23 protein-coding genes are annotated in these 22,511 nt (G+C 56.0%); 9 read left to right on the top strand and 14 right to left on the bottom strand.

Annotated elements, in window-relative coordinates:
• Positions 1–141 precede the first annotated feature (141 nt).
• The 4 genes from SIK97_RS20215 to SIK97_RS20200 all read right to left on the bottom strand — a co-directional run bounded on the left by SIK97_RS20215 (position 142) and on the right by SIK97_RS20200 (position 4,324).
• Positions 142–1,026, bottom strand: coding sequence for a LysR family transcriptional regulator (locus SIK97_RS20215; protein ID WP_014230307.1), 885 nt, complete (start codon positions 1,024–1,026; stop codon positions 142–144).
• 98 nt (positions 1,027–1,124) lie between these two features.
• A complete protein-coding gene (locus SIK97_RS20210) occupies positions 1,125–2,381 on the bottom strand; it encodes a nucleoside permease (RefSeq protein ID WP_057173341.1) in 1,257 nt (418 codons plus the stop codon).
• A gap of 60 nt (positions 2,382–2,441) precedes the next feature.
• Positions 2,442–3,275, bottom strand: coding sequence for a xanthosine phosphorylase (gene xapA, locus SIK97_RS20205; protein WP_014230309.1), 834 nt, complete (start codon positions 3,273–3,275; stop codon positions 2,442–2,444).
• Between the two features lie 122 nt (positions 3,276–3,397).
• Positions 3,398–4,324, bottom strand: coding sequence for a LysR family transcriptional regulator (locus SIK97_RS20200; RefSeq protein WP_014230310.1), 927 nt, complete (start codon positions 4,322–4,324; stop codon positions 3,398–3,400).
• Positions 4,325–4,413: 89 nt separating this feature from the next.
• Here SIK97_RS20200 and SIK97_RS20195 point away from each other — a divergent pair, with 89 nt between their 5' ends.
• Positions 4,414–5,412 carry a bile acid:sodium symporter family protein gene (locus SIK97_RS20195; protein WP_004852990.1) on the top strand — a complete coding sequence of 333 codons (999 nt, stop codon included), beginning with the start codon at positions 4,414–4,416 and terminating at the stop codon, positions 5,410–5,412.
• Here the strand turns inward: SIK97_RS20195 and SIK97_RS20190 are convergent.
• The 3 genes from SIK97_RS20190 to zipA form a co-directional block, all read right to left on the bottom strand.
• Positions 5,409–5,627, bottom strand: a complete 219-nt coding sequence (locus SIK97_RS20190; protein ID WP_004123346.1) for a DUF3820 family protein — start codon at positions 5,625–5,627, stop codon at positions 5,409–5,411. The genes SIK97_RS20195 and SIK97_RS20190 overlap by 4 nt on opposite strands.
• Positions 5,620–7,644 (bottom strand): NAD-dependent DNA ligase LigA, encoded by a 2,025-nt coding sequence (gene ligA, locus SIK97_RS20185; RefSeq protein ID WP_057173342.1) that lies wholly within the window; start codon positions 7,642–7,644, stop codon positions 5,620–5,622. Before ligA ends, SIK97_RS20190 begins: the two co-directional genes overlap by 8 nt.
• A 74-nt stretch (positions 7,645–7,718) precedes the next feature.
• Entirely contained in the window at positions 7,719–8,732 is a 1,014-nt protein-coding gene (gene zipA, locus SIK97_RS20180) for a cell division protein ZipA (protein WP_057173343.1), read from the bottom strand.
• A gap of 230 nt (positions 8,733–8,962) precedes the next feature.
• Here zipA and cysZ point away from each other — a divergent pair, with 230 nt between their 5' ends.
• The 5 genes from cysZ to crr all read left to right on the top strand — a co-directional run bounded on the left by cysZ (position 8,963) and on the right by crr (position 13,818).
• Positions 8,963–9,724 (top strand): sulfate transporter CysZ, encoded by a 762-nt coding sequence (gene cysZ, locus SIK97_RS20175; RefSeq protein WP_009654873.1) that lies wholly within the window; start codon positions 8,963–8,965, stop codon positions 9,722–9,724.
• A gap of 159 nt (positions 9,725–9,883) precedes the next feature.
• A complete protein-coding gene (cysK, locus tag SIK97_RS20170; protein WP_046878226.1) occupies positions 9,884–10,855 on the top strand; it encodes a cysteine synthase A in 972 nt (323 codons plus the stop codon).
• 381 nt (positions 10,856–11,236) lie between these two features.
• Positions 11,237–11,494 carry a phosphocarrier protein Hpr gene (gene ptsH / locus SIK97_RS20165; RefSeq protein ID WP_002913505.1) on the top strand — a complete coding sequence of 86 codons (258 nt, stop codon included), beginning with the start codon at positions 11,237–11,239 and terminating at the stop codon, positions 11,492–11,494.
• 44 nt (positions 11,495–11,538) lie between these two features.
• Positions 11,539–13,266 (top strand): phosphoenolpyruvate-protein phosphotransferase PtsI, encoded by a 1,728-nt coding sequence (ptsI, locus tag SIK97_RS20160; RefSeq protein WP_004852999.1) that lies wholly within the window; start codon positions 11,539–11,541, stop codon positions 13,264–13,266.
• A 42-nt stretch (positions 13,267–13,308) separates the two neighbouring features.
• The gene (crr, locus tag SIK97_RS20155) at positions 13,309–13,818 is read left to right on the top strand and encodes a PTS glucose transporter subunit IIA (RefSeq protein WP_000522253.1); all 510 of its coding nucleotides are present in this window, start codon (positions 13,309–13,311) and stop codon (positions 13,816–13,818) included.
• A 41-nt stretch (positions 13,819–13,859) separates the two neighbouring features.
• On the opposite strand, the gene SIK97_RS20150 is transcribed toward crr, so the two are convergent.
• Positions 13,860–14,099 carry a hypothetical protein gene (locus SIK97_RS20150; RefSeq protein WP_004104337.1) on the bottom strand — a complete coding sequence of 80 codons (240 nt, stop codon included), beginning with the start codon at positions 14,097–14,099 and terminating at the stop codon, positions 13,860–13,862.
• Positions 14,096–14,962: a pyridoxine/pyridoxal/pyridoxamine kinase gene (gene pdxK, locus SIK97_RS20145; protein ID WP_025106636.1), complete on the bottom strand. Its 867-nt coding sequence runs from the start codon at positions 14,960–14,962 to the stop codon at positions 14,096–14,098. Before pdxK ends, SIK97_RS20150 begins: the two co-directional genes overlap by 4 nt.
• A gap of 82 nt (positions 14,963–15,044) precedes the next feature.
• Here pdxK and ptsJ point away from each other — a divergent pair, with 82 nt between their 5' ends.
• From ptsJ to SIK97_RS20130, 3 genes are read left to right on the top strand one after another with little or no spacing between them, the layout of a single operon-like run.
• The gene (gene ptsJ, locus SIK97_RS20140; protein WP_057173344.1) at positions 15,045–16,343 is read left to right on the top strand and encodes a transcriptional regulator PtsJ; all 1,299 of its coding nucleotides are present in this window, start codon (positions 15,045–15,047) and stop codon (positions 16,341–16,343) included.
• A gap of 14 nt (positions 16,344–16,357) precedes the next feature.
• Positions 16,358–17,065: a type 1 glutamine amidotransferase gene (locus SIK97_RS20135; RefSeq protein ID WP_048260624.1), complete on the top strand. Its 708-nt coding sequence runs from the start codon at positions 16,358–16,360 to the stop codon at positions 17,063–17,065.
• 45 nt (positions 17,066–17,110) lie between these two features.
• Positions 17,111–17,518, top strand: coding sequence for a YybH family protein (locus SIK97_RS20130; protein ID WP_047723142.1), 408 nt, complete (start codon positions 17,111–17,113; stop codon positions 17,516–17,518).
• Here SIK97_RS20130 and cysM read toward each other — a convergent pair.
• The 5 genes from cysM to cysP all read right to left on the bottom strand — a co-directional run bounded on the left by cysM (position 17,515) and on the right by cysP (position 22,301).
• Positions 17,515–18,426, bottom strand: coding sequence for a cysteine synthase CysM (cysM, locus tag SIK97_RS20125; protein ID WP_014230319.1), 912 nt, complete (start codon positions 18,424–18,426; stop codon positions 17,515–17,517). The genes SIK97_RS20130 and cysM overlap by 4 nt on opposite strands.
• Positions 18,427–18,492: 66 nt before the next feature.
• Entirely contained in the window at positions 18,493–19,587 is a 1,095-nt protein-coding gene (gene cysA / locus SIK97_RS20120; protein ID WP_004853015.1) for a sulfate/thiosulfate ABC transporter ATP-binding protein CysA, read from the bottom strand.
• Positions 19,577–20,452 carry a sulfate/thiosulfate ABC transporter permease CysW gene (gene cysW / locus SIK97_RS20115; protein ID WP_004853017.1) on the bottom strand — a complete coding sequence of 292 codons (876 nt, stop codon included), beginning with the start codon at positions 20,450–20,452 and terminating at the stop codon, positions 19,577–19,579. Before cysW ends, cysA begins: the two co-directional genes overlap by 11 nt.
• A complete protein-coding gene (cysT, locus tag SIK97_RS20110) occupies positions 20,452–21,285 on the bottom strand; it encodes a sulfate/thiosulfate ABC transporter permease CysT (protein WP_004123378.1) in 834 nt (277 codons plus the stop codon). The genes cysW and cysT overlap by 1 nt, the downstream gene beginning before the upstream one ends.
• Positions 21,285–22,301 carry a thiosulfate/sulfate ABC transporter substrate-binding protein CysP gene (cysP, locus tag SIK97_RS20105; RefSeq protein WP_014230322.1) on the bottom strand — a complete coding sequence of 339 codons (1,017 nt, stop codon included), beginning with the start codon at positions 22,299–22,301 and terminating at the stop codon, positions 21,285–21,287. Before cysP ends, cysT begins: the two co-directional genes overlap by 1 nt.
• Positions 22,302–22,511 lie beyond the last annotated feature (210 nt).

The following is a 22,511-nucleotide window of genomic DNA, read 5'->3' as shown; positions in this document are numbered from 1 at the left end:
CAGTTGACTTTTAATCAATTGGTCGCAGGTTCGAATCCTGCACGACCCACCAATGTAAAAAAGCGCCCTAAAGGCGCTTTTTTGCTATCTGCGATAGACAAAGCCGACACGGGCCTTCACCTTGCTATCCGCCACTGACCATCAATTCACCAGCGCCGCAATCAGCTTCTCCAGCGCGGGCGTCGCCTGCTGTTGGTCATAGACGATATACAAATCTGCCGGTATGCGTTCTTCCAGCGGACGAAACACCACCCCCGGCCACGTCATTTGCGCATAGCTATCAGCGATGAGCGTAATACCTATCCCCATACTGACCATCGCCAGAACCGTTTGCGGCTCCATCACTTCACGGATAATCATCGGCGAGAATCCGGCGCTCTGGCACACGCGCTGCAAAAACGTCCAGTCGGTATGTATTGAAGGCATGGTGACAAAATATTCGTTACGCAACGCCGCAAGCGGGATCGCCTTACGCGCGGCAAGCGGATGCTCTTCCGGCATGGCCACCAGAAAAGAGGATTCGTGCAAGCGCAGGCTGGTAAATCCAGGAGAAGGCGCTGTCGCCATCCGCCAGACGCCGGCGTCCAGCTCGCGTCGTTCCAGCATCGCCATCTGCATGGCGGGCATGTTCTCGCGGAAAAGCACCTCTACGTTAGGGTTCTCTTTCAAAAAACGCCGCATCACCGGACGCATTTTTCCCCACATAGCCGTACCTATCACGCCCAGCTCTACCCGTCCCGCCTCACCCCGCCCAATTTGTTCCACGCGCGCCAGCGCCTGATTCGCGCTGGAAAGCAGACGACGGGACTCCTCCATCAGGATTTTTCCTGCGTGGGTCAACGCTACGCTGCGGGAGTGGCGAACAAACAGCAGCGTGCCAAGCTGCTGCTCCAGGTCTTTAATGTGAATGCTGAGCGGAGGTTGCGACATGTTCAGACGGGCCGCCGCACGACCAAAATGCAGCTCTTCGGCAACAGCCAGAAAATAGCGCAATAACTTCAGATCGATACGATGCGTGCGTTCCATGGGTCATGCGCTCCTGAGGCATAAAGATAATGCGCAAAGTTACCACACTGCATCAGAAAAAATGAAACGGCGGAACATGTGCCCGCCGCGGAAGAGGATTAATGCGTCAGCGCTTTTTTCATTAACTTCTCAGGTTCATGTTTATATTTGAAGAACGCGGCAAAAATAACCGCCTGCAGCAATGAATAGGCCGCGAACACCAGCCAGATGGTCTGCCACTCTTTTACGCCATCAACAGAGAAGTAATCCACGGCCATGCCGCTGAGAACCGAACCTACCCATGCGCCAACACCGTTCACCATGGTCATAAACAACCCCTGCGCGCTGGCGCGAATATGCGCCCCCGCCTCTTGCTCTACGAACACCGACCCTGAAATATTAAAGAAGTCGAATGCGCAGCCGTAAACGATCATCGACATCAGCAGCAGAACAAAACCGAACGGAGACGGATCGCCAAAGGCAAAAAAGCCAAAGCGCAGCGTCCACGCCAGCATACTCATCAGCATGACCGTTTTAATGCCAAAGCGTTTCAGAAAGAACGGAATGGTGAGAATAAAGGCAACTTCCGCCATCTGCGAAACTGAAAGCAAAATAGAGGGATAGCGCACGACAAAGCTGTCGGCAAACGCCGGGTTGCGGGCGAAATCATGCAGAAAGGGGTTACCGAAGACGTTGGTGATTTGCAGTACCGCCCCGAGCATCATCGCGAAGAAAAAGAAAATGGCCATCCGCGGATTTTTAAACAATATGAATGCATCCAGTCCCAGCCTCGCGGCCAATGTGGTGCCAGGTTTCTTCTCGGTCACAGGAATTTTCGGTAGCGTAAGCGCATAAATCGCCAGTAATAACGACGCGGCAGAGGCGATATACAGCTGCGCGCTGCTCAGCTCCAGCCCCATCAGGCTAACCGTCCACATGGCGACAATAAAACCAAGAGTGCCAAATACGCGAACAGGAGGAAACGCGGTCGCCGGCTCCTGACCGGACTGCGCCAGACATGAATAGGAGATGCTATTAGACAACGAGATAGTCGGCATATAGGCCATCGCGTTAATCAGCATTACCCAGAACATCGTCTCCGGATCGGTGACGGTCGTTGCATAAAGAAGCACGCCCGCGCAGACCAGGTGGCAGAGCATATAGGCCCGTTCTGCACGTAGCCATTTATCGGCGACGATCCCCATAATGGCGGGCATGATAATGGCCGCCAGCCCTTTGGAGCTATAGACAATGCCGACATTTGCCCCGGTGAAATGCAGTGTGTTTATCATGTAAGAACCCAGGGTGACCAGCCAGCTACCCCAGATAAAATATTGCAAAAACGACATGAGTTTTAAGCGAGAGGCGATACCCATTTTTCCGTTCCTTGCCATTAAAGTAAGACCCCGCAAGCGGGGTCAATATTTATTATTTTTTCAGGCCAGTTTGCGTAAGAAGCCGCAGATCAGGTTAATAAAGTTCTGCCGGGAGAGTTCGGCCGCTGCCAGGGTTTGCGCGTGAGATAGTTTCACATCGCCGAGGCCCTCAGCCAGATTGGTAATGGCTGAGACGGCCACCACTTTCAGCTCGCAATGGCGGGCAGCGATGACTTCCGGCACGACGGACATCCCCACCACATCGCCGCCGATAATCTGCATCATGCGAATCTCCGCCGCCGTTTCAAAATTCGGCCCGGGATAAGAGACAAATACGCCTTCAGTCAGCGGAAACCCCTCCTCCTCCGCTACGCGCTGCAGAACGGCGCGGTAATCCGCGTCATAGGCGTTGGCCAGGGAGAAGAAGCGTTCGCCGAAGCGCTCATCATTCAGGCCCACCATTGGCGTACCCGGCATCGTGTTAATATGATCGCTGAGCGCCACCAGACTTCCCGGCCCCACTTCCGGACGTAAAGAACCGGCAGCGTTAGTACAAAACAGCAGTTCACACCCCAGCAGCTTTAGCGTCCGGATGGCATCAGTCATCACCGTCATGCCCCGACCTTCATAGAAGTGCCCACGCCCTTTCATGCAGGCAACGGGTACGCCGGCCAGATTTCCAAGCACCAGTTCGCCGGCATGGCCGTGCACGGTACTCACCGGAAAGCCGGGCAGCTTTTCGTAAGATATCGCCACCGCATCTTCAATTTGTTCCGCCAGCGCCCCGAGACCCGACCCCAGGATAAAGGCCACCCGCGGCGTAAAATCCGGCTTATATCCGCGAATAATATCGGCGCTATACCAGGGATTCTGTGAGAAAAGCGTGTCGCTCATAAGCTGTCCTTAAAAACTGAAAGATCGATAAAGTGATTGGCTACCATGCTGTTATAACGATGCTACGCAATCGATTACCAATACAGTTTTCCCGGACGTTTGATATTAAAAAGCTATTGATTTCATTTCTGATACAAGGGGTCGTTTTCGCGTAAGGCGGTCAGCTGGCCAGCCTGCTGCCGCACCACCTCCCACAGCGCCTCTGCGGCTGTCGATAGCGAGCGGTTTTTACGCCGCGCCAGCATCAGCTGGCGTTCCACCACCGGGGTGAGCCGCTTCACCTGCAGATGACTTCCCTGAGGGAGCGGCAGCGCTAACGCAGGTAGGATGCTGATGCCTATCCCCGACTCAACCATTGGGAATAGCGTGGCCGGATGACCGATTTCCTGCACGATATTTGCGGTAACGGCGAATCCCGCGAGCGCGGCGTCAATCAGCGGCCGGCTACCCGAAGCATAATCCTGCAAAACCAGCCGCTGGTCATGCAGCGCATGCCAGCTCACCGCATCCCTTTTAGCGAAAGGGTGATCGCAACGGCAAAGCAGCAGGAAAGGTTCAGCGAGAACCGCCTCACACTGCAAATCGGTCGCGGCGCCAGGGTCGATAACAATGCCAAAATCAACTTCTCCCTGACGGATGCTCTCCAGCACCCACTGCTGGGGGCGATCGTGCAGAACAAAATCTATCTCCGGATAGCGACGGTTGCTGTAGGCGATGCACTGCGGGATCAGATGGGCGGAAATGGTCTGGCTGGCCGCCACCCGCACGGTTCCCATAAGCTGCTGCCCGACGCGCCCGGCCTCACGCAACGTGCCGTTTAACTCATCCAGCAGGCGCTCAAGCCGGGCTGCCAGCTGCTGTCCGGCTTCCGTGAGCACCACTTCGCGCGTCGTTCGGTCAAGCAGGCGTACGCCGGTCTGATGTTCCAGCTCTTTCACGCTGTGGCTTACCGCTGACTGACTCAGGCCAATACTCTCCCCTGCCCGGCTAAAGCTTTTGACGCGAGCAACGGTCACAAAAACCTTCAACTGACGTAGCGAATAATTCATCTCTTTTTTTCATGAATAGATGCAATAAATCGATTTTATTTCTCAAACTAAAGAAAGCACAATAGCGACATCGATTTTCAGGAGCGTTTATGAAATTTTTCCGCATTCTTGATCCATTCACCCTGACGTTAGTCACCGTCGTCCTGCTGGCCTCCTTTTTTCCTGCGCGCGGCGGATTTGTCCCCTTCTTTGAACATTTAACCACCGCCGCCATCGCGCTGCTTTTCTTTATGCACGGCGCCAAGCTCTCCCGTGAGGCGATCGTTGCTGGGGGTAGCCACTGGCGTTTACATCTCTGGGTCATGTGCAGCACGTTTATCGTTTTTCCCGTACTTGGCGTGCTGTTCGCCTGGTGGGCGCCCGTTAACGTCGATCCGGCGCTCTATACCGGGTTTATTTATCTTTGCATTCTTCCCGCCACCGTCCAGTCAGCCATTGCGTTTACCTCTCTGGCGGGCGGCAACGTGGCGGCTGCGGTATGCTCGGCTTCGGCCTCAAGCCTGCTGGGGATCTTCATTTCGCCGCTGCTGGTCGGCCTGTTGATGAACCTGCACGGTGCGGGGGGGAGTCTGGAGCAGGTTGGCAAAATCATGCTGCAGCTGCTGCTGCCGTTTGTGCTGGGACATCTCTCTCGTCCGTGGATTGGCAACTGGGTGGCAAAACATAAAAAGTGGATCTCGAAAACCGACCAGACCTCCATCCTGCTGGTGGTCTATTCGGCGTTCAGCGAGGCGGTTGTTAACGGTATCTGGCACAAAGTCGGCGTCGGTTCGCTGCTGTTTATCGTTATTGTCAGCATGGTGCTGCTGGCGATTGTGATTGCGATTAACGTCTTTGTGGCGCGCAGGTGCGGGTTTAATAAAGCGGATGAAATTACGATTGTCTTTTGCGGGTCGAAAAAGAGCCTGGCGAACGGCATTCCGATGGCCAACATTCTCTTCCCGACCTCTATCCTGGGGATAATGGTGCTGCCGCTAATGATCTTCCATCAGATTCAGCTTATGGTCTGTGCGGTGCTGGCGCGGCGCTATAAGCGCCAGGCCGAAGCGTTACAGGCGCAGGAGAAAAGCCGCGCCTCCGAAGCCTAACGCGGGCGCTTAAGGGGCTCGACCAGGCTGGTCAGCCCCTCCGTTTTAATCAATAGCGTTAATGCCATCAGCTCGCCAAGATGCCCGGCGGGAAATTGATCCTTACGGGCAAACCACAGCAAATACTCTTCCGGCACATCGATTAAGCGCCGCCCTTTGTATTTACCAAACGGCATTTCCGTATTGGCAATCTCAATAAGCTGATCTTTATCCACGCGACTCTCCGAGCAGACGCAGCATTTCGTCTTCATCGATCACCGCAATTCCCAGCTCCTGCGCTTTGGCAAGCTTAGAGCCCGCCGCCTCCCCAGCGATGACCAGGTCGGTCTTCTTCGACACGCTGCCCGCCACCTTCGCCCCCAGCGCAACCAGCCGGGCTTTCGCATCGTCACGGGAGAGCTGACTCAGGCTACCGGTCAGAACCACCGTTTTGCCGGCAAAGGGGCTATCAATCTCTCCCGCATTGACCACGACCGGCGCCGGCCAGCGGACGCCTTCTTTACGCAGCTGAGCAATCACTTCGCGGTTGCTCTCTTCGGCAAAGAAATTACGCACGTGCGTGGCAACCACAATCCCGACATCGGGCACTTTTTGCAGATCGTCAATTGAAGCCTGCTCCAGCGCCTCAATGGTGCCAAAATGGGCCGCTAAACCGGCTGCCGTCGCCTCACCGACTTCGCGGATCCCCAGCGCATAAAGGAAACGGGCAAAGGTGGTCTCTTTGGACTTCTCCAGGGCATCCACCACGTTCTGCGCTGATTTGGGCCCCATGCGATCGAGCCCGGTGAGTTTACCCGGCGTCAGTTGGAAGAGATCGGCCGGCGTATGCACGTACTCTTTTTCAACCAGCTGATCGATGATTTTATCGCCCATACCGTCAACGTCCAGGGCGCGACGGGAGACAAAATGCTTGAGCGCTTCTTTACGCTGGGCGCCGCAGATCAGACCGCCGGTACAGCGCGTCACCACTTCGCCTTCCACGCGTTCAACGTCGGAATGACATACCGGACAATGGGTGGGGAACACGATCTCACGCGTCTCCTCCGGGCGTTCTGAGAGCACGACGTTCACGACCTGAGGGATAACATCGCCGGCGCGGCGAATGACCACCTTATCGCCGATACGCAGTCCCAGACGCTCGATTTCATCAGCATTATGCAGCGTCGCGTTGCTGACCAGGACCCCGGCGACGTGTACCGGCTCCAGACGCGCAACCGGCGTGATGGCGCCAGTGCGCCCGACCTGAAACTCAACGTCGCGCACGAAAGTCATCTGCTCCTGCGCCGGAAACTTAAACGCCACCGCCCAGCGCGGCGCGCGGGCTACGAAGCCAAGCTGTTCCTGCAGCGCCAGCGAATCGACTTTGATGACCACGCCGTCGATATCAAACCCCAGCTTCGGCCGATCCTCTTCAACCTGGCGATAGTAAGTAAGCACTTCCTCTGGCGTATGGCAGAGCTTTACACGCTCGCTGACCGGCAGCCCCCAGGACTTAAACTGCTGCAAGCGCGCCGAGTGGCTGGCAGGCAGCTCGCCGCCTTCCAGCACGCCCACGCCGTAGCAAAAGAAAGTGAGTGGACGCTTCGCGGTAATTCGCGGATCGAGCTGGCGTAAAGACCCCGCCGCCGCGTTACGCGGGTTAGCAAAGACTTTACCTCCGGTTCGCCGCGCCTCTTCATTAATTTTTTCAAACCCTGCCTGCGGCAGGAACACCTCTCCGCGCACCTCAAGCCGCTGCGGAATATTGTCACCGCGTAGCTTCAGGGGAATCGCGCGAATGGTACGCACGTTGGAGGTAATATCTTCGCCGGTCGTTCCATCGCCGCGGGTCGCCGCCTGCACCAGCAGGCCGTTTTCATACAGGATACTGACAGCCAGGCCATCCAGCTTGAGCTCGCAGCAGTAAGTCAGGTTATCGGTATTTTTCAGGCGATCCTGTACCCGCTTGTTGAACGCGAGGAAGCTCTCCTCATCAAAAACGTTGTCCAGCGACAGCATCGGGACTTCATGGCGAATCTGGCTAAAAGAGGCTAACGGTGCGGCACCGACGCGCTGGGTGGGCGAGTCCGGGGTGATCAGCTCAGGGTACTGAGCTTCCAACTCGCGCAGTTCGCGCATTAACCGATCGTATTCCGCATCAGGGATTTCCGGCGTATCCATGACGTGGTAGAGATATTCATGATGGCGAAGCGTGGTTCGCAGTTCAGTCAGTTTTTGTTCGTTCGATTCCATATCACACCATCAATGATAAAAAACCCCCGACGGGCGGGGGTTCAGGATAAGTAGATGAAACGCAAGAAGATGAATCAGGCGTTAGCCTCTTTCACTTCACGAATTCGGTCTTGATATTCACGCAATTTTTGCGGCGTCATCATACGACGCTGGTCATCCAGCACTACGCCGCCGACTTCATCGGCAATGTACTGCGCGGACTGCAGCATCAGCTTAAAGTTTTGCAGTTCATCGCCAAAGGACGGAACCTGCATAAAGATAGTGACCCCGGGCGTCATCATATCCGCCATGCTGTCAGGATTGAAGGTGCCAGGCTTAACCATATTGGCCAGACTGAAGAGCACCTGACCGCTGCCGTCCGGGCTGAGGTGGCGATGGAAGATATTCATATCGCCAAATTTGAAGCCCGCCTGCTGGATGCTATTGATGAGTAGCTCGCCGTTGAGCTGCGAACCGTGATGCGCAGCGACGTTCATCACGATGACCGTCTCCTTACGCTCTTTAGGCTGCGGCGCGGCCTGCTGCGGCTCAGGGGCCTGAGGTTCCGGCGCTGGCTGCGGTTCTGGAGCGGCGGCAGGTTGTTGAACCGGCTGCTGCACATGCGGAACGGGCTGCTGCGCATGCTGAACGGGTTGCTGCACATGCGGAACGGGCTGCGGCTGTACCGGCTGCTGAGGCGGCACGGCGCGCTGCGGCTGCTGGACCGGGGCCTGGGCGTGAACGGGCTGATGTTGCGGCGGCTGCGGTGCACGGACAGGCTCTTCCGGGCGCACAGGTGGCTGTTGCGCCTGACGCTCATAAGGAGGCTGATACTGGTGCTGCGGCTGACGAGGTGCTTCATGCTCCCCATGAACGCCATTCGGCGCATGACTGGTCCGATGAACCCGGACTTCACCAACGCCTTCAACATCGTCATCAAAGTCGTCGCCTTCCGACGCTTCATCGTCGCGAGACTTCATACGTTTCAGTGGGCGATCGCGAAACATCGAGGGGCGTTCTTTACGGCTGGTCCAGAAACCGTGCACCAGTAAAGCGATTATGGCGATCGCGCCAACAATGATTAATATCAGACGCAAATCCTGCATCATTATATTCTCTGTTGTTCTAACACCTTGCCACCACGGCAAACATTTACTCACTAAGAGTATTTGCCGATTACATCAAGTGCAAGTGCGTCGGGGGCTTTCACTACATAAAGATGAACTAAATCGTGCTTTTTGCTGTTTTTTCGAACATTTCCTAACTGGTTATTGTCTGCTAACCCGATAAAATAGCCCGGCATTCAGCCTGGATGTCAAAAAAGGAGCATTACCTGACTATGGTTTCATCATCCGTAACGACCCCGCGCAGTGGCGTCTACTATTTTTCGCAGGGTTGGAAGCTGATCGGGCTGCCGGGGATCCGTCGATACGTATTCCTCCCTTTACTCGTCAACATTATTCTGATGGGCGGCGCATTCTGGTGGCTGTTCACGCGTCTGGACAGCTGGATCCCTTCGTTGATGAGCCATGTTCCTGAATGGCTGCAATGGCTTAACTATCTGCTATGGCCCATGGTGGTCATTTCTATTCTGCTTGTCTTCGGCTACTTCTTCTCGACAATCGCCAACTGGATTGCCGCGCCCTTTAGCGGCCTGCTGGCCGAGCAGCTTGAAGCGCGCCTGACGGGCGCGACGCCGCCGGATGTCGGGGTTTTCGGCATCCTGAAAGATGTTCCGCGCATCATGAAGCGCGAGTGGCAGAAGTTTGCCTGGTACCTACCGCGGGCCATCGTCCTTTTGCTTCTCTACTTTATCCCCGGTATCGGCCAGACCGTCGCCCCCGTGCTGTGGTTCCTGTTCAGCGCCTGGATGCTGGCGATTCAGTACTGCGATTACCCTTTTGATAACCATAAGGTGCCGTTTAAAACGATGCGTCAGGCGCTGCGCACGCGCAAAGTGACCAATATGCAGTTTGGCGCCCTGACCAGCCTGTTTACCATGATCCCGGTGCTAAACCTGGTCATCCTGCCCGTCGCGATTTGCGGCGCGACGGCGATGTGGGTCGATTGCTACCGTGACAAACACGCCATGTGGAAGTAGCGCTATCGCTTTCGGAGCGGCTTATGCCGCTCCTTATTACTTCTGGCTTGCCATTATTTCTCTTCTGAATATAGATATGCTAAATCCTTACTTCCGCATATTCTTTAAGCGGGTATGCTGAAGCCGTACTCCCAAATTTCATACAGTTAAGGACGGGCCATGAGTAAGATTTTTGAAGATAACTCCCTGACTATCGGCCATACGCCGCTGGTACGACTGAACCGCATCGGTAACGGACGCATCCTGGCAAAGGTAGAATCTCGTAACCCGAGCTTTAGCGTAAAATGCCGTATCGGTGCCAATATGATTTGGGATGCCGAAAAACGCGGCGTGCTGAAGCCCGGCGTTGAGCTGGTGGAACCGACCAGCGGTAATACCGGTATCGCGCTGGCGTACGTGGCTGCGGCGCGCGGTTATAAACTGACGCTGACGATGCCGGAGACCATGAGCATCGAACGCCGCAAGCTGCTGAAGGCCCTGGGCGCTAACCTGGTGCTGACCGAAGGCGCCAAGGGGATGAAAGGCGCCATCCAGAAAGCCGAAGAAATTGTCGCCAGCGACCCGGAAAAATTCCTCCTGCTCCAGCAGTTCAGCAACCCGGCCAACCCGGAAATTCATGAAAAAACCACCGGCCCGGAAATCTGGGAAGATACCGATGGTCAAATCGACGTCTTCATCTCCGGCGTCGGTACTGGCGGTACGCTGACCGGCGTGAGCCGCTATATCAAAGGCACCAAAGGTAAAAAAGATCTGATTACCGTTGCCGTTGAACCTACCGACTCCCCGGTTATCGCCCAGGCGCTGGCAGGCGAAGAGCTGAAGCCAGGCCCGCACAAAATCCAGGGTATTGGCGCAGGCTTTATCCCAGGCAACCTGGATTTGAAGCTGGTGGATAAAGTAGTGGCTATTACCAATGAAGAAGCCATTTCCACCGCCCGTCGCCTGATGGAAGAGGAAGGCATTCTGGCCGGCATCTCTTCCGGCGCTGCCGTTGCCGCTGCGCTGAAGCTGCAGGAGGATGAAGCCTTTACCAACAAGAATATTGTGGTTATCCTACCCTCTTCAGGTGAGCGCTATTTAAGCACCGCATTGTTTGCCGATCTCTTCACCGAGAAAGAACTGCAACAGTAATGCCAGCTTGTTAATATCGTGTAAAAAAGCACCTTTTCAGGTGCTTTTTTGTGGCGCACATCAAACTTTTACCCCTCCTGGCATTGATTCACTTCGTTGGGTCTGGTATTTAACCAGCACATTTATTTCGATGCGCGAAATTATTCCGATTTGGATTTCCATAAGCTGAATCGATTTTATGATTTGGTTCAAGTCTTCCTTTAGCGGCATAATGTTTAATGACGTGGTAGACGTTAACGGCCTGAAGGTTTCCACAGCGATTTTCCGCTGATGGTGCCGGAGCCGGATACGTGATGCCGGCGCTAACGATACAGGCTAAAGTTTGGCCGTTAGGCTAAACTTTAGGTCCACAACACTAAACCTATAAGTTGGGGAAATATAATGTTCCAGCAAGAAGTTACTATTACCGCTCCGAACGGTCTGCACACCCGCCCTGCTGCTCAGTTTGTTAAAGAAGCAAAAGGCTTCACTTCTGAGATCACTGTAACCTCCAACGGCAAAAGCGCCAGCGCCAAAAGCCTGTTCAAACTGCAGACTCTGGGCCTGACCCAGGGTACCGTTGTCACTCTCTCTGCCGAAGGCGAAGACGAGCAAAAAGCAGTTGAGCATCTGGTAAAACTGATGGCTGAACTCGAGTAAGTTCACGGGTTCTTTTTAATATCAGTCACAAGTAAGGTAGGGTTATGATTTCAGGCATTTTAGCATCCCCGGGTATCGCTTTCGGCAAGGCACTTCTGCTGAAAGAAGATGAAATTGTCATCGACCGGAAGAAAATTTCTGCCGATAAGGTTGATCAGGAAGTTGAACGTTTTCTGAATGGCCGCACCAAGGCCTCCGCCCAGCTGGAGGTCATCAAAACCAAAGCTGGTGAAACCTTCGGTGAAGAAAAAGAAGCCATCTTCGAAGGGCACATCATGCTGCTGGAAGATGAGGAGCTTGAGCAGGAAATCATAGCCCTGATTAAAGATAAGCATATGACTGCCGATGCGGCAGCCAATGAAGTTATCGAAGGTCAGGCTACTGCCCTGGAAGAACTGGATGACGAATACCTGAAAGAGCGTGCCGCTGACGTACGCGACATCGGTAAGCGCCTGCTGCGCAACATCCTCGGTCTGGCCATCATCGATCTGAGCGCGATTCAGGATGAAGTTATCCTGGTAGCCGCTGACCTCACCCCGTCTGAAACCGCACAGCTGAACCTGAACAAGGTGCTGGGTTTCATCACCGACGCGGGCGGCCGTACTTCCCACACCTCCATCATGGCGCGTTCCCTGGAACTGCCGGCCATCGTGGGCACCGGTAGCGTGACTACCCAGGTGAAAAACGGCGATTATCTGGTTCTCGACGCGGTGAATAATCAGGTTCTGGTTAACCCGAGCGATCAACAAATCGAAGAACTGCGCAACCTGCAGGCTCAGGTCGCTGAAGAGAAAGCGGAACTGGCTAAGCTGAAAGACCTGCCGGCCATTACGCTGGACGGCCATCAGGTTGAAGTCTGCGCCAACATCGGTACCGTACGCGACGTTGAAGGTGCCGAACGTAACGGCGCGGAAGGCGTTGGTTTGTATCGTACAGAATTCCTGTTCATGGACCGCGACTCGCTGCCGACTGAAGAAGAACAGTTCGCAGCATACAAAGCCGTTGCCGAAGCGTGCGGCTCGCAGGCGGTTATCGTTCGCACCATGGACATCGGCGGCGACAAAGAGCTGCCGTACATGAACTTCCCGAAAGAAGAGAACCCGTTCCTCGGCTGGCGCGCAGTGCGCATCGCCATGGATCGCAAAGAGATTCTGCGCGACCAGGTTCGTGCCATCCTGCGCGCTTCCGCTTTCGGTAAACTGCGCATCATGTTCCCGATGATCATCTCTGTTGAAGAAGTGCGTGCACTGAAGAAAGAGATCGAAATCTACAAACAGGAACTGCGCGACGAAGGTAAAGCTTTTGATGAGGCAATTGAGATTGGCGTGATGGTGGAAACCCCAGCCGCTGCGACAATTGCGCGTCACTTAGCCAAAGAAGTTGATTTCTTTAGTATCGGTACCAATGATTTAACGCAGTATACTCTGGCAGTTGACCGTGGTAATGATATGATTTCACATCTTTACCAGCCAATGTCCCCGTCCGTGCTGACGCTGATTAAGCAAGTTATTGATGCTTCTCATGCTGAAGGCAAATGGACTGGCATGTGCGGTGAGCTTGCGGGCGATGAACGTGCTACACTTCTGTTGCTGGGTATGGGTCTGGACGAGTTCTCTATGAGCGCCATTTCCATCCCGCGCATCAAGAAGATTATCCGTAACACGAACTTCGAAGATGCGAAAGTATTAGCAGAGCAGGCTCTTGCTCAACCGACAACGGACGAGTTAATGACGCTGGTTAACAAGTTCATTGAAGAAAAAACAATCTGCTAATTCACGAGATGCGCGGCCCAAATTACTGCTTAGGAGAAGATCATGGGTTTGTTCGATAAATTGAAATCTCTGGTTTCTGATGATAAAAAAGACACCGGAACTATTGAGATTGTTGCCCCGCTCTCTGGCGAGATCGTCAACATTGAAGACGTGCCGGATGTAGTTTTTGCGGAAAAAATTGTGGGTGATGGCATTGCTATCAAACCTACTGGCAACAAAATGGTTGCGCCGGTAGATGGTACCATCGGTAAAATTTTTGAAACCAACCATGCTTTTTCAATCGAATCTGATAGCGGCATTGAACTGTTCGTTCACTTCGGTATTGATACCGTTGAGCTGAAAGGCGAAGGCTTCAAACGTATCGCCGAAGAAGGCCAGCGTGTGAAAGTCGGCGACCCGGTTATCGAATTCGATCTGCCGCTGCTGGAAGAGAAAGCCAAGTCTACCCTGACTCCGGTTGTTATCTCCAACATGGACGAGATCAAAGAGCTGATCAAACTGTCCGGTAGCGTAACCGTGGGTGAAACACCGGTTATCCGCATCAAGAAGTAATTCTTGCCGCAGAAGAATGGCGCCTCTCGGGCGCCATTTTTTTATCTCGCCGCTTTAAACGGCCGATAGCACTTCTCCCGCGAAAGTATTTTCATCCCTTCCGGGCCGCTTTCCAGAATCCGCTTCTCGCTGTCAGAAACCTGTAAATCACACTGATATCCGCCAACGGCGCCAAATAAAGATCCCACTTCGCAGACATCCTCAAGGGCTTCGCTGCCGGTGGTCTCAAAATGGCCGACGACTCTTCCCTGCTGACGCACCACTAAACGATAGCTCTTCATTCTCCCTCCCTATGCGGCGGAAGAATGAGCTCATCGCAGCCCTGTTCATTGGTCCAGGTCATAACCGCCAGCACCCGCTGCGCGGCAGCGTGGGCGGCCTCGCCCAGCGGCATTCCGCGCACCAGGCCGCTCGCCAGCTCGGCGCAAAAAAGGTCGCCCGTTCCCTTCAGATCGGTTTCAACGCGCGGATGTTCAACCACCTCGACCGACTGCGCGCTAACCACCAGCACGTTGATCGTGGCGCTATTTTCTCCCGGCGCGCTGGTGATAACGACCCATTTCAGTGAATCAGAGAGCAGACTACGGGCGGCAATAATCGCCTCCTGCTGATTATGGCAAGGCAGACCGCTTAGCGTCTCCAGCTCAAACAGATTGGGCGTGATCCCCTGCGCCAGCGGGAGCAAATGCGTACGATAGGCTTCAGGGATCTCGGCCTTGACGTAAATACCGCTATCCACATCGCCAATGACGGGATCAACGAGAATACACAGTTCAGGATGCTGCTCGCGAATGCGCAGCAGCCATTGCGCCAGACGCTTAATCTGCACGGCGCTGCCCATATAGCCGGTCGTTACCGCCCGCAGCTCGCGCAGGGCGTCACGCTCCTCCAGCGCCTTTAAATAGCCGGCAAACCACTCTTCCGGGATAACGCCGCCATAGTAAGTATCATAGTGCGGCGTATTGCTGAACAGCACCGTCGGCACCGCGATGACCCGCAGGCCGTGCTGCTTTATCGCCGGTATCGCAATACTGTTGCCTACGCTGCCGTAGACCACCTGCGACTGCACGGCCACAATATCGACCTGAAGCGCCCGACTTTTATCGTTGAAGAGCACCGATTGTATTTCATCTTGCTGGCCCATCCTTTCTCCCCCCGCTGGACAGCGGGTCATACTCTGATTATCATTCGTCCTATGCTAAAATTCATTTTGTCATAGGTCAATAATGATCGTTGGAAAAACTGCCAGTGAGATCTTCGATAGCATCCGCCATCTGGTACAAAGCGGCGTACTCAAGCCTGGCGATGTTTTACCGCCGGTCCGCGAGCTGGCGGGCAAGCTGTTGGTTAACCGCAATACCGTCGCTGCCGCCTATAAGCGACTGGTGACCTCTGGCCTGGCTATCAGCCAGGGGCGTAATGGTACCGCCATTAAAACCCATAATACCCTGCCCGCCCTTGAAGGTGGCGATCCCTCTTCGCCGCTGAAGGATATCTCCAGCGGCAATCCCGACCCCGCTCGCCTGGCAAACCTCAAGCGCTATCTCGGCGCAATTGCGCCAGCGCCTCGCCTGTACGGCGATGCGGCGGTTGAACCACGGCTGGCCGCGTGGGCCAGCCGCTGGGTTAACAACGATGTGAACCTGGATGCCGATATTAACCTTGCCAGCGGCGCTGTCGATGCGCTTGAGCGCCTGCTGTGCGCCCTGCTGCTGCCCGGCGATAGCGTGGCCATCGAAGACCCCTGCTTTCTCAGCAGCATCAATATGCTGCGCTACGCCGGTTTTAGCCCTTCGCCGGTACCGGTCGACGGGGAAGGCATGCAGCCTGGGGCCCTTGAAGAGGCGCTGAGCAACGGCGCCCGGGCGGTCATTATTACCCCGCGCGCGCACAATCCGACCGGCTGTAGCCTCAGCGAATCCCGCGCCCGGGCAATACGCGAAATACTGGCCCGCTATCCGCAGGTTCTGGTGATTGTTGACGACCATTTCGCGCTGCTCTCCGCCACGCCCTGGTACTCCCCTATCGCCGCGGAAAGTCAGCGTTGGGCGCTGGTACGCTCCCTGTCAAAAACCCTGGGACCAGATTTGCGTCTGGCCATCGTCGCCAGCGACGCTGACACGTCGGCGGCGCTGCGGCTGAGGCTTAATTCCGGTAGCCAATGGGTCAGCCATCTGTTGCAGGATCTGGTCATCGCCTGCCTTAACGACAACACCTTTATGGCCTCTCTGGCGGAAACCCGGCGCCACTATCGTCAGCAGCATGAAAAGCTGATTGCCGCCCTCGCCAGCCGCGGAATCACCCATCTGACGCCGGGAGACGGCCTTAATTTTTGGTTCCCGCTGGAAGAGCCGAGCCAGCCGGTAGCGCTCCGTCTGGCGCACGCCGGCTGGCTGGTTCGCGAAGGCGAAACGTTCGGCATTCGCGCCCCTTCGCACGGGCTGAGGCTGTCGCTTGCGACGCTCAGCGACAATGAAATGAATAAGCTCGCCAATGACTTATACCAGATATTACAACAACAGTGACGGGAGTTAACGCTATGCAGATCCACTTTATCGTCCATGAAGTCTTTGAAGCGCCGGGAGCTTACCTGCACTGGGCGCAGGCGCGCGGCTACGGTATCAGCTGGTCGCGGGTATACGCGGGGGACAGGCTACCGGAAAACGCCAACGCTTTTGATATGCTGGTTGTGCTCGGCGGTCCGCAGTCGCCGCGCACGACATTATCTGAGTGCCCCTGGTTTGATAGCCACGCCGAGCAGCGTTTGATTGCGCAGGCCATTGCCGCAGGACGGATCGTGGTAGGGATATGCCTGGGCTCGCAGCTTATCGGTGAAGCGCTGGGCGCGCCGGTCATGCAAAGTCCGGAAAAAGAGGTGGGTCACTATCCCATCACGCTCACCACCGCGGGCCTGCAGGATGACAAACTGGCCCATTTTGGCCCCTCGCTGGTCGTCGGCCACTGGCATAACGATATGCCAGGCCTGACCCCGGAGGCGGAAGTGATGGCCTCCAGCGAAGGCTGCCCGCGGCAAATTGTGAAATACAGCGACCGGGTTTATGGCTTCCAGTGCCACATGGAGTTTGATGCTGAGGTCATTGAGCTGCTGATCGCCCATTCGCAGCAGGAGCTTAGCGCCGCCAGAGGCAGGCGTTTCATTCGTAGTGAACAGGAGATGCGTGCCTGCGATTATCGCGAAATGAATGAGAAGCTGTGGGCGTTTCTTGATAAGCTGACGGCAAAGTAAGCAAAAGGCTTTTATTAAAGCCCGGCAATTTAAGGATCGCCAGAAATGCCCAATCCCAACCCACAGCTTAAAGCCGCCATCGAAGCCTGCGATCGCGCTATCTCCCAGGAGGATTACGCGACACTGATGGAGTATTACGCTGATGACGCCGCGCTGGTCGTCAAGCCAGGCATGGTCGTGCGGGGCAAAGAAAATATCCGCAACGCGTTTATCGCCATTGCCGACTATTTCCAGCACCGGCTGGTGGTGACGCAGGGAAAAATGGAGATTATCGAAGGCGGCGGCAATGCGCTGGTGATTATGGAAACCCGGCTGGATATCCCGACGGCGGAAGCCGGGATAACACAGGTCACGCGGCGCGCAACCTATGTCTTTCATCAGCAGGGTGAACGCTGGCTCTGCACCGTGGATAACTCCTACGGTACGGACCTGCTCGACGCGCCCGAGGTTTAAATTCCCGCGCCTTGGGTAAAGTGCTCTTCGCCAAATACGCCGGTAGAAAGGTAGCGATCGCCGCGATCGCAAACGATCGCCACCACTACCGCGCCAGGATTTTCACCCGCCACACGTAGCGCGCCCGCCACCGCGCCGCCGGAACTGACGCCGCAGAAAATCCCCTCCTTCACCGCCAGCATCCGCATGGTGTTTTCGGCATCCTGTTGATGGATATCGAGCACCGCGTCCACCAGCTGCGCGTTAAAAATGCCCGGCATATATTCGGCAGGCCAGCGGCGAATTCCGGGAATACTGCTCCCCTCTTCCGGCTGCAGCCCCACGATGCTCACCGCTTTATCCTGCTCGCGCAGAAAACGCGATACGCCGGTAATGGTGCCGGTGGTACCCATGCTGGAGACAAAATGGGTGATCCGCCCGTCGGTCTGCTGCCAGATTTCCGGCCCGGTAGTGGTGTAGTGCGCGTACGGGTTGTCCGGGTTGTTGAACTGATCGAGCAGCTTGCCTTCGCCGCGCTGCGCCATGGCTAACGCTAAGTCACGCGCGCCTTCCATTCCCTGCTCTTTGGTGACCAGAATCAGCTCCGCACCGTAGGCGCGCATGGCGGCACGGCGCTCCTGGCTCATGTTGTCCGGCATCAGCAGCTTCATCTGATAGCCTTTAAGCGCGGCGATCATCGCCAGCGCAATGCCGGTGTTGCCGCTGGTCGCTTCAATCAGCACATCACCGGGTTTAATCTCTCCGCGCTTTTCGGCCTCGACAATCATCGACAGGGCCGCCCTGTCTTTCACCGACCCCGCCGGATTGTTGCCTTCAAGTTTGACCCAGATTTCGCTGCCGTTGTCCGGCCCCATGCGCTGCAGTTTGACCAGAGGCGTGTTGCCGATTGTTTGTTCTAATGTATTCACGGTTTTGCCCAATAAAAAGCCCGGTAAGCATTACGCCACCGGGCGAAAAACATACGCGATAACCTATCAGGCTGACTCAGCCAGAGCAATATCCTCGCGCGTCTCAATGCGTTCCTTCCCGTGATAAATACGGGCATGCTGCAGACCGACAAACAGGCGCTCTCCCCGGTGCGGCGGGACGTCGTCGCGCATGACCACGGTCAGCGGCTCGGTATACCAGCCCAGCGGTTGTACCACCAATTGCGTGTAGTGACCTTTAGGGCTAGCTTCCAGCACCTGCACCGGCAGCGGTGAATCGAGGCTGGTTCGGCGGCTCACGTCAACTTCCCACGGACGCAGGAACAGATCGACCGGCCCCTGATGCGCGGAGGTATAGCCCAGCGGCCAGCGGTGCGCGCCCACGTGGAATTGTCCGCCGCGAATGGTGCCCTGCAGACGGTTCACCTCGCCCATAAATTCCAGCACAAAGCGGGTCGCCGGTTCGCGCCAGAGCTGCTCCGGCTCGTCAACCTGCTCAATGTTGCCCTGGCTCATCACTACCACGCGGTCGGCAACTTCCATCGCCTCTTCCTGATCGTGGGTGACGAAGACGCTGGTGAACTTCAGCTCTTCATGCAGCTGACGCAGCCAGCGACGCAGCTCTTTACGCACCTGGGCGTCCAGCGCGCCGAAGGGTTCATCCAGCAGCAGTATCTGCGGTTCAACGGCTAACGCACGCGCCAGCGCCACGCGCTGCTTCTGCCCGCCGGAGAGCTGCGCCGGAAAGCGATCCGCCAGATGCGCAAGCTGTACCATCTCCAGCAGTTTGGTCACTTTCGCTTTGATGGCCGCCGCATTCGGGCGCTCGCGGCGCGGCAGTACGGTCAGGCCAAACGCAATATTGTCGAACACGGTCATATGGCGGAACAGCGCGTAATGCTGGAATACAAAGCCCACCTTGCGATCGCGGGCATGCAGACGGCTCACGTCGGTGCCGTGAAAGCGGATGTGCCCGCTGGTCTGATGCTCAAGCCCGGCGATAATACGCAGCAGCGTGGTTTTACCGGAGCCAGACGGCCCGAGCAGCGCCACCATTTGTCCGGAAGGGATATCCAGCGAGATATCATTCAGCACCTGGGTGCGACCAAAAGACTTCTTAATATTGGCAATCTCAATGCTCATGATTTCCCTCCTGATGCTGACGTTTTTCCTGATTTTCTAAACGCCACTGCACCACACTCTTCAAAAACAGGGTCAAAATAGCCATCAGCGTCAGCAACGCGGCGGCAGTAAACGAACCGATGGTGTTGTAGTCCTGCTGCAGCAGCTCAATCTGTAACGGCAGCGACAGGGTTTCACCGCGAATAGAGCCGGAGACGACGGAAACGGCGCCAAACTCGCCAATCGCGCGGGCGTTGGTCAGCACCACGCCGTAAAGCAGCGCCCAGCGGATATTCGGCAGCGTCACGCGGCGGAACATCTGCCAGCCTGACGCGCCCAGCAGCACCGCCGCTTCGTCTTCGTTGCTCCCCTGGCTTAACATCACCGGCACCAGCTCGCGCACCACAAACGGGCAGGTCACAAAGACCGTCACCAGCACCATGCCCGGCCAGGCGAACATGATCTGCAGGTTGTGCTCATCCAGCCAGCCGCCCAGCGGCCCGTTGGAGCCGTAAAAGAGCAGATACACCAGGCCCGCTACCACCGGCGACACGGCAAAAGGAATATCCAGCAGGGTCAGCAGCAGCTGACGTCCCGGGAAGTTAAAGCGCGTCACCAGCCACGCCAGCAGCGTGCCGAACACCAGGTTCACCGGCACGGTGATCAATGCAATCAGCACGGTCAGCCAGATGGCGTGCAGCATATCCGGGTTCGCCAGGTTTTCCAGCGCGGGCATCAGCCCCTTGCTGAAGGCCTGAACGAAGATATACACCGTCGGCACGACGAGAATAAACGCGGAAACCAGCACGCCCGCACCGATCAGAAACCATTTACCCCAGTTGATGCGGGGCGCATCGTATCGCTTCAATTGCGTAACTTCCGCCATCAGTGACCTACCACACGTCGACCAAAGCGACTTTGCAGAGTGTTAATCGAGTACAGCAGCAGCAGCGAGGCCGCGAGGATCACCGAAGCAATCGCGCTCGCCGCCGGGTAATCAAACTCCTGCAAACGAATAAAAATCATCAGCGAGGTCACTTCCGTTTTCCACGCAATGTTGCCGGCGATAAAAATCACCGCGCCGAACTCACCGAGGCTGCGGGTAAAGGACAGCGCAACGCCCGCCATCAGCGCCGGGGAGAGCTCCGGCAGCACCACCTTGCGAAAGCTCTGCCAGCGCGTGGCGCCCAGGGTTTCCGCCGCCTCTTCATATTCCGGACCTAACTCTTCCAGCACCGGCTGCACGGTACGCACCACAAACGGGATGCTGGTAAAGGCCATGGCCACCGCGATACCGAGCCAGGTATAGGTGACTTTAATATCAAATTTCGCCAGCCACTCGCCGTACAACCCGTTCACGGAGAAGAGCGAGGCGAGGGTTAAGCCGGCAACGGCCGTCGGCAGCGCAAACGGCAAATCCATCAGCGCATCAAGCAGCGTGCGGCCCGGGAAGCGGTAGCGGGTTAAGATCCACGCCATCAGCAGGCCGAACACGCCGTTAAAAATGGAGGCGACAAACGCCGACAGCAGCGTCACTTTATAGGCCGCCACCACCTGCGGATTGGTCACCACGTCCCAGTACTGCGCCCAGCTCATCTGGGCAAGCTGCATCACCAGCGCGCTGAGCGGCAACAACAGGATAAGGCAGACGAACAGCAGGCTGGTCCCGAGGCTTAAGGTAAAGCCCGGCAGCACGCGTTTAGTCGATACTGCAAACATTACTTACGCCCCGCCGCCAGCAGTTTGTCCAGCTCACCGCCGCTGGCAAAATGGGTTTTCATCACATCAGGCCAGGAGCCAAATTTATCTTCCACGCGGAACAGTTCGGTCTGCGGGAATTTATCTTTCAGTTTGTTCATCACGTCCGGGTTATTCACGCGGTAGTAGTAATCGGTGATGATGGTCTGCGCCTGCGGGCTGTACAGGTAGTTGAGATAGGCTTTTGCCGCTTTCTCGGTACCGTTGGCCTGGACGTTTTTATCCACCCACGCCACCGGGAACTCGGCCAGGATGTTGGTTTTCGGGATAACCACCTCAAAGCCCTGCGCTTCATACTGTTTGCGGATGTTATTCACTTCCGATTCGAAGCTGATCAGCACATCGCCCAGACCGCGCTCGGCGAAGGTCGTGGTAGCCCCGCGACCGCCGGTATCAAACACTTCGACGTTTTTCAGGAACTGGGTCATGAACTGCTCGGTTTTCGCTTTATCGCCGCCGTCAGCCTTGTCCGCCGCGCCCCACGCCGCTAAATAAGTGTAACGCGCGTTGCCGGAGGTTTTTGGGTTCGGGAAAATCAGCTTCACGTCGGAACGCACTAAGTCATTCCAGTCGTGGATATTCTTCGGGTTGCCTTTACGCACCAGGAAGCCCATGGTGGAGTAAAACGGCGAGCTGTTATTCGGCAGACGGCTTTGCCAGTCGGCGGGGATCAGCTTGCCTTTGTCGTGCAGAATCTGGACATCGGTCACCTGATTGTAGGTCACCACGTCGGCCTTCAGCCCTTGCAGAATCGCCAGCGCCTGTTTTGATGACCCGGCATGAGATTGTTTAATCGTCAGCTTATCGCCGCCGTTATCTTTCGCCCACTGCTGTTCGAACTGCGGGTTAAGGGCGGCAAACAGCTCGCGGGAAACATCGTAGGAACTGTTCAGCAATTCCGTCGCCTGCGCCTGCGCGACCAGCAGCACAGAAGCAGCCAGCGCCAGATATCCTTTTTTTAGTGATTTAACGGCCATTGCGCACCCTTATCAATATGATGATTTTCTGCTGATCATCATATTTATAACGGCTATGAAAGGAGTAACGGTTTTATATACCGTTTGGCGATTTGGAAGTCGAAAAGAGAATAAGGGAATGGCAAAGCTTATCTGAATCACGCATGCAGAACCGGAAAACGTTCGACGCCTGCCGGCCGCGCCGAACGGTCCCCTCTCCCCGCAGGAGAG

It is taken from the genome of Klebsiella sp. JN_Kp126 (genome assembly GCF_033843325.1).
GTDB lineage: Bacteria > Pseudomonadota > Gammaproteobacteria > Enterobacterales > Enterobacteriaceae > Klebsiella > Klebsiella michiganensis.
The sequence above is the reverse complement of the archived record's forward strand: the minus strand, read 5'-3'. Positions and strand labels throughout refer to the sequence as shown.

Bases quoted from the DNA above. Each gene is read 5' to 3' on its own strand.
- cysK (WP_046878226.1), top strand. From the start codon at position 9,884: ATGAGTAAGATTTTTGAAGATAACTCCCTGACTATCGGCCATACGCCG.
- SIK97_RS20195 (WP_004852990.1), top strand. From the start codon at position 4,414: ATGAAATTTTTCCGCATTCTTGATCCATTCACCCTGACGTTAGTCACC.
- ptsH (WP_002913505.1), top strand. From the start codon at position 11,237: ATGTTCCAGCAAGAAGTTACTATTACCGCTCCGAACGGTCTGCACACC.
- pdxK (WP_025106636.1), bottom strand. From the start codon at position 14,962: ATGGGCCAGCAAGATGAAATACAATCGGTGCTCTTCAACGATAAAAGT.
- cysZ (WP_009654873.1), top strand. From the start codon at position 8,963: ATGGTTTCATCATCCGTAACGACCCCGCGCAGTGGCGTCTACTATTTT.
- cysP (WP_014230322.1), bottom strand. From the start codon at position 22,301: ATGGCCGTTAAATCACTAAAAAAAGGATATCTGGCGCTGGCTGCTTCT.
- ptsJ (WP_057173344.1), top strand. From the start codon at position 15,045: ATGATCGTTGGAAAAACTGCCAGTGAGATCTTCGATAGCATCCGCCAT.
- SIK97_RS20130 (WP_047723142.1), top strand. From the start codon at position 17,111: ATGCCCAATCCCAACCCACAGCTTAAAGCCGCCATCGAAGCCTGCGAT.
- crr (WP_000522253.1), top strand. From the start codon at position 13,309: ATGGGTTTGTTCGATAAATTGAAATCTCTGGTTTCTGATGATAAAAAA.
- SIK97_RS20215 (WP_014230307.1), bottom strand. From the start codon at position 1,026: ATGGAACGCACGCATCGTATCGATCTGAAGTTATTGCGCTATTTTCTG.
- SIK97_RS20200 (WP_014230310.1), bottom strand. From the start codon at position 4,324: ATGAATTATTCGCTACGTCAGTTGAAGGTTTTTGTGACCGTTGCTCGC.
- cysW (WP_004853017.1), bottom strand. From the start codon at position 20,452: ATGGCGGAAGTTACGCAATTGAAGCGATACGATGCGCCCCGCATCAAC.
- SIK97_RS20150 (WP_004104337.1), bottom strand. From the start codon at position 14,099: ATGAAGAGCTATCGTTTAGTGGTGCGTCAGCAGGGAAGAGTCGTCGGC.
- SIK97_RS20210 (WP_057173341.1), bottom strand. From the start codon at position 2,381: ATGGGTATCGCCTCTCGCTTAAAACTCATGTCGTTTTTGCAATATTTT.
- ligA (WP_057173342.1), bottom strand. From the start codon at position 7,644: ATGGAATCGAACGAACAAAAACTGACTGAACTGCGAACCACGCTTCGC.
- ptsI (WP_004852999.1), top strand. From the start codon at position 11,539: ATGATTTCAGGCATTTTAGCATCCCCGGGTATCGCTTTCGGCAAGGCA.
- cysA (WP_004853015.1), bottom strand. From the start codon at position 19,587: ATGAGCATTGAGATTGCCAATATTAAGAAGTCTTTTGGTCGCACCCAG.
- zipA (WP_057173343.1), bottom strand. From the start codon at position 8,732: ATGATGCAGGATTTGCGTCTGATATTAATCATTGTTGGCGCGATCGCC.
- xapA (WP_014230309.1), bottom strand. From the start codon at position 3,275: ATGAGCGACACGCTTTTCTCACAGAATCCCTGGTATAGCGCCGATATT.
- cysT (WP_004123378.1), bottom strand. From the start codon at position 21,285: ATGTTTGCAGTATCGACTAAACGCGTGCTGCCGGGCTTTACCTTAAGC.
- SIK97_RS20135 (WP_048260624.1), top strand. From the start codon at position 16,358: ATGCAGATCCACTTTATCGTCCATGAAGTCTTTGAAGCGCCGGGAGCT.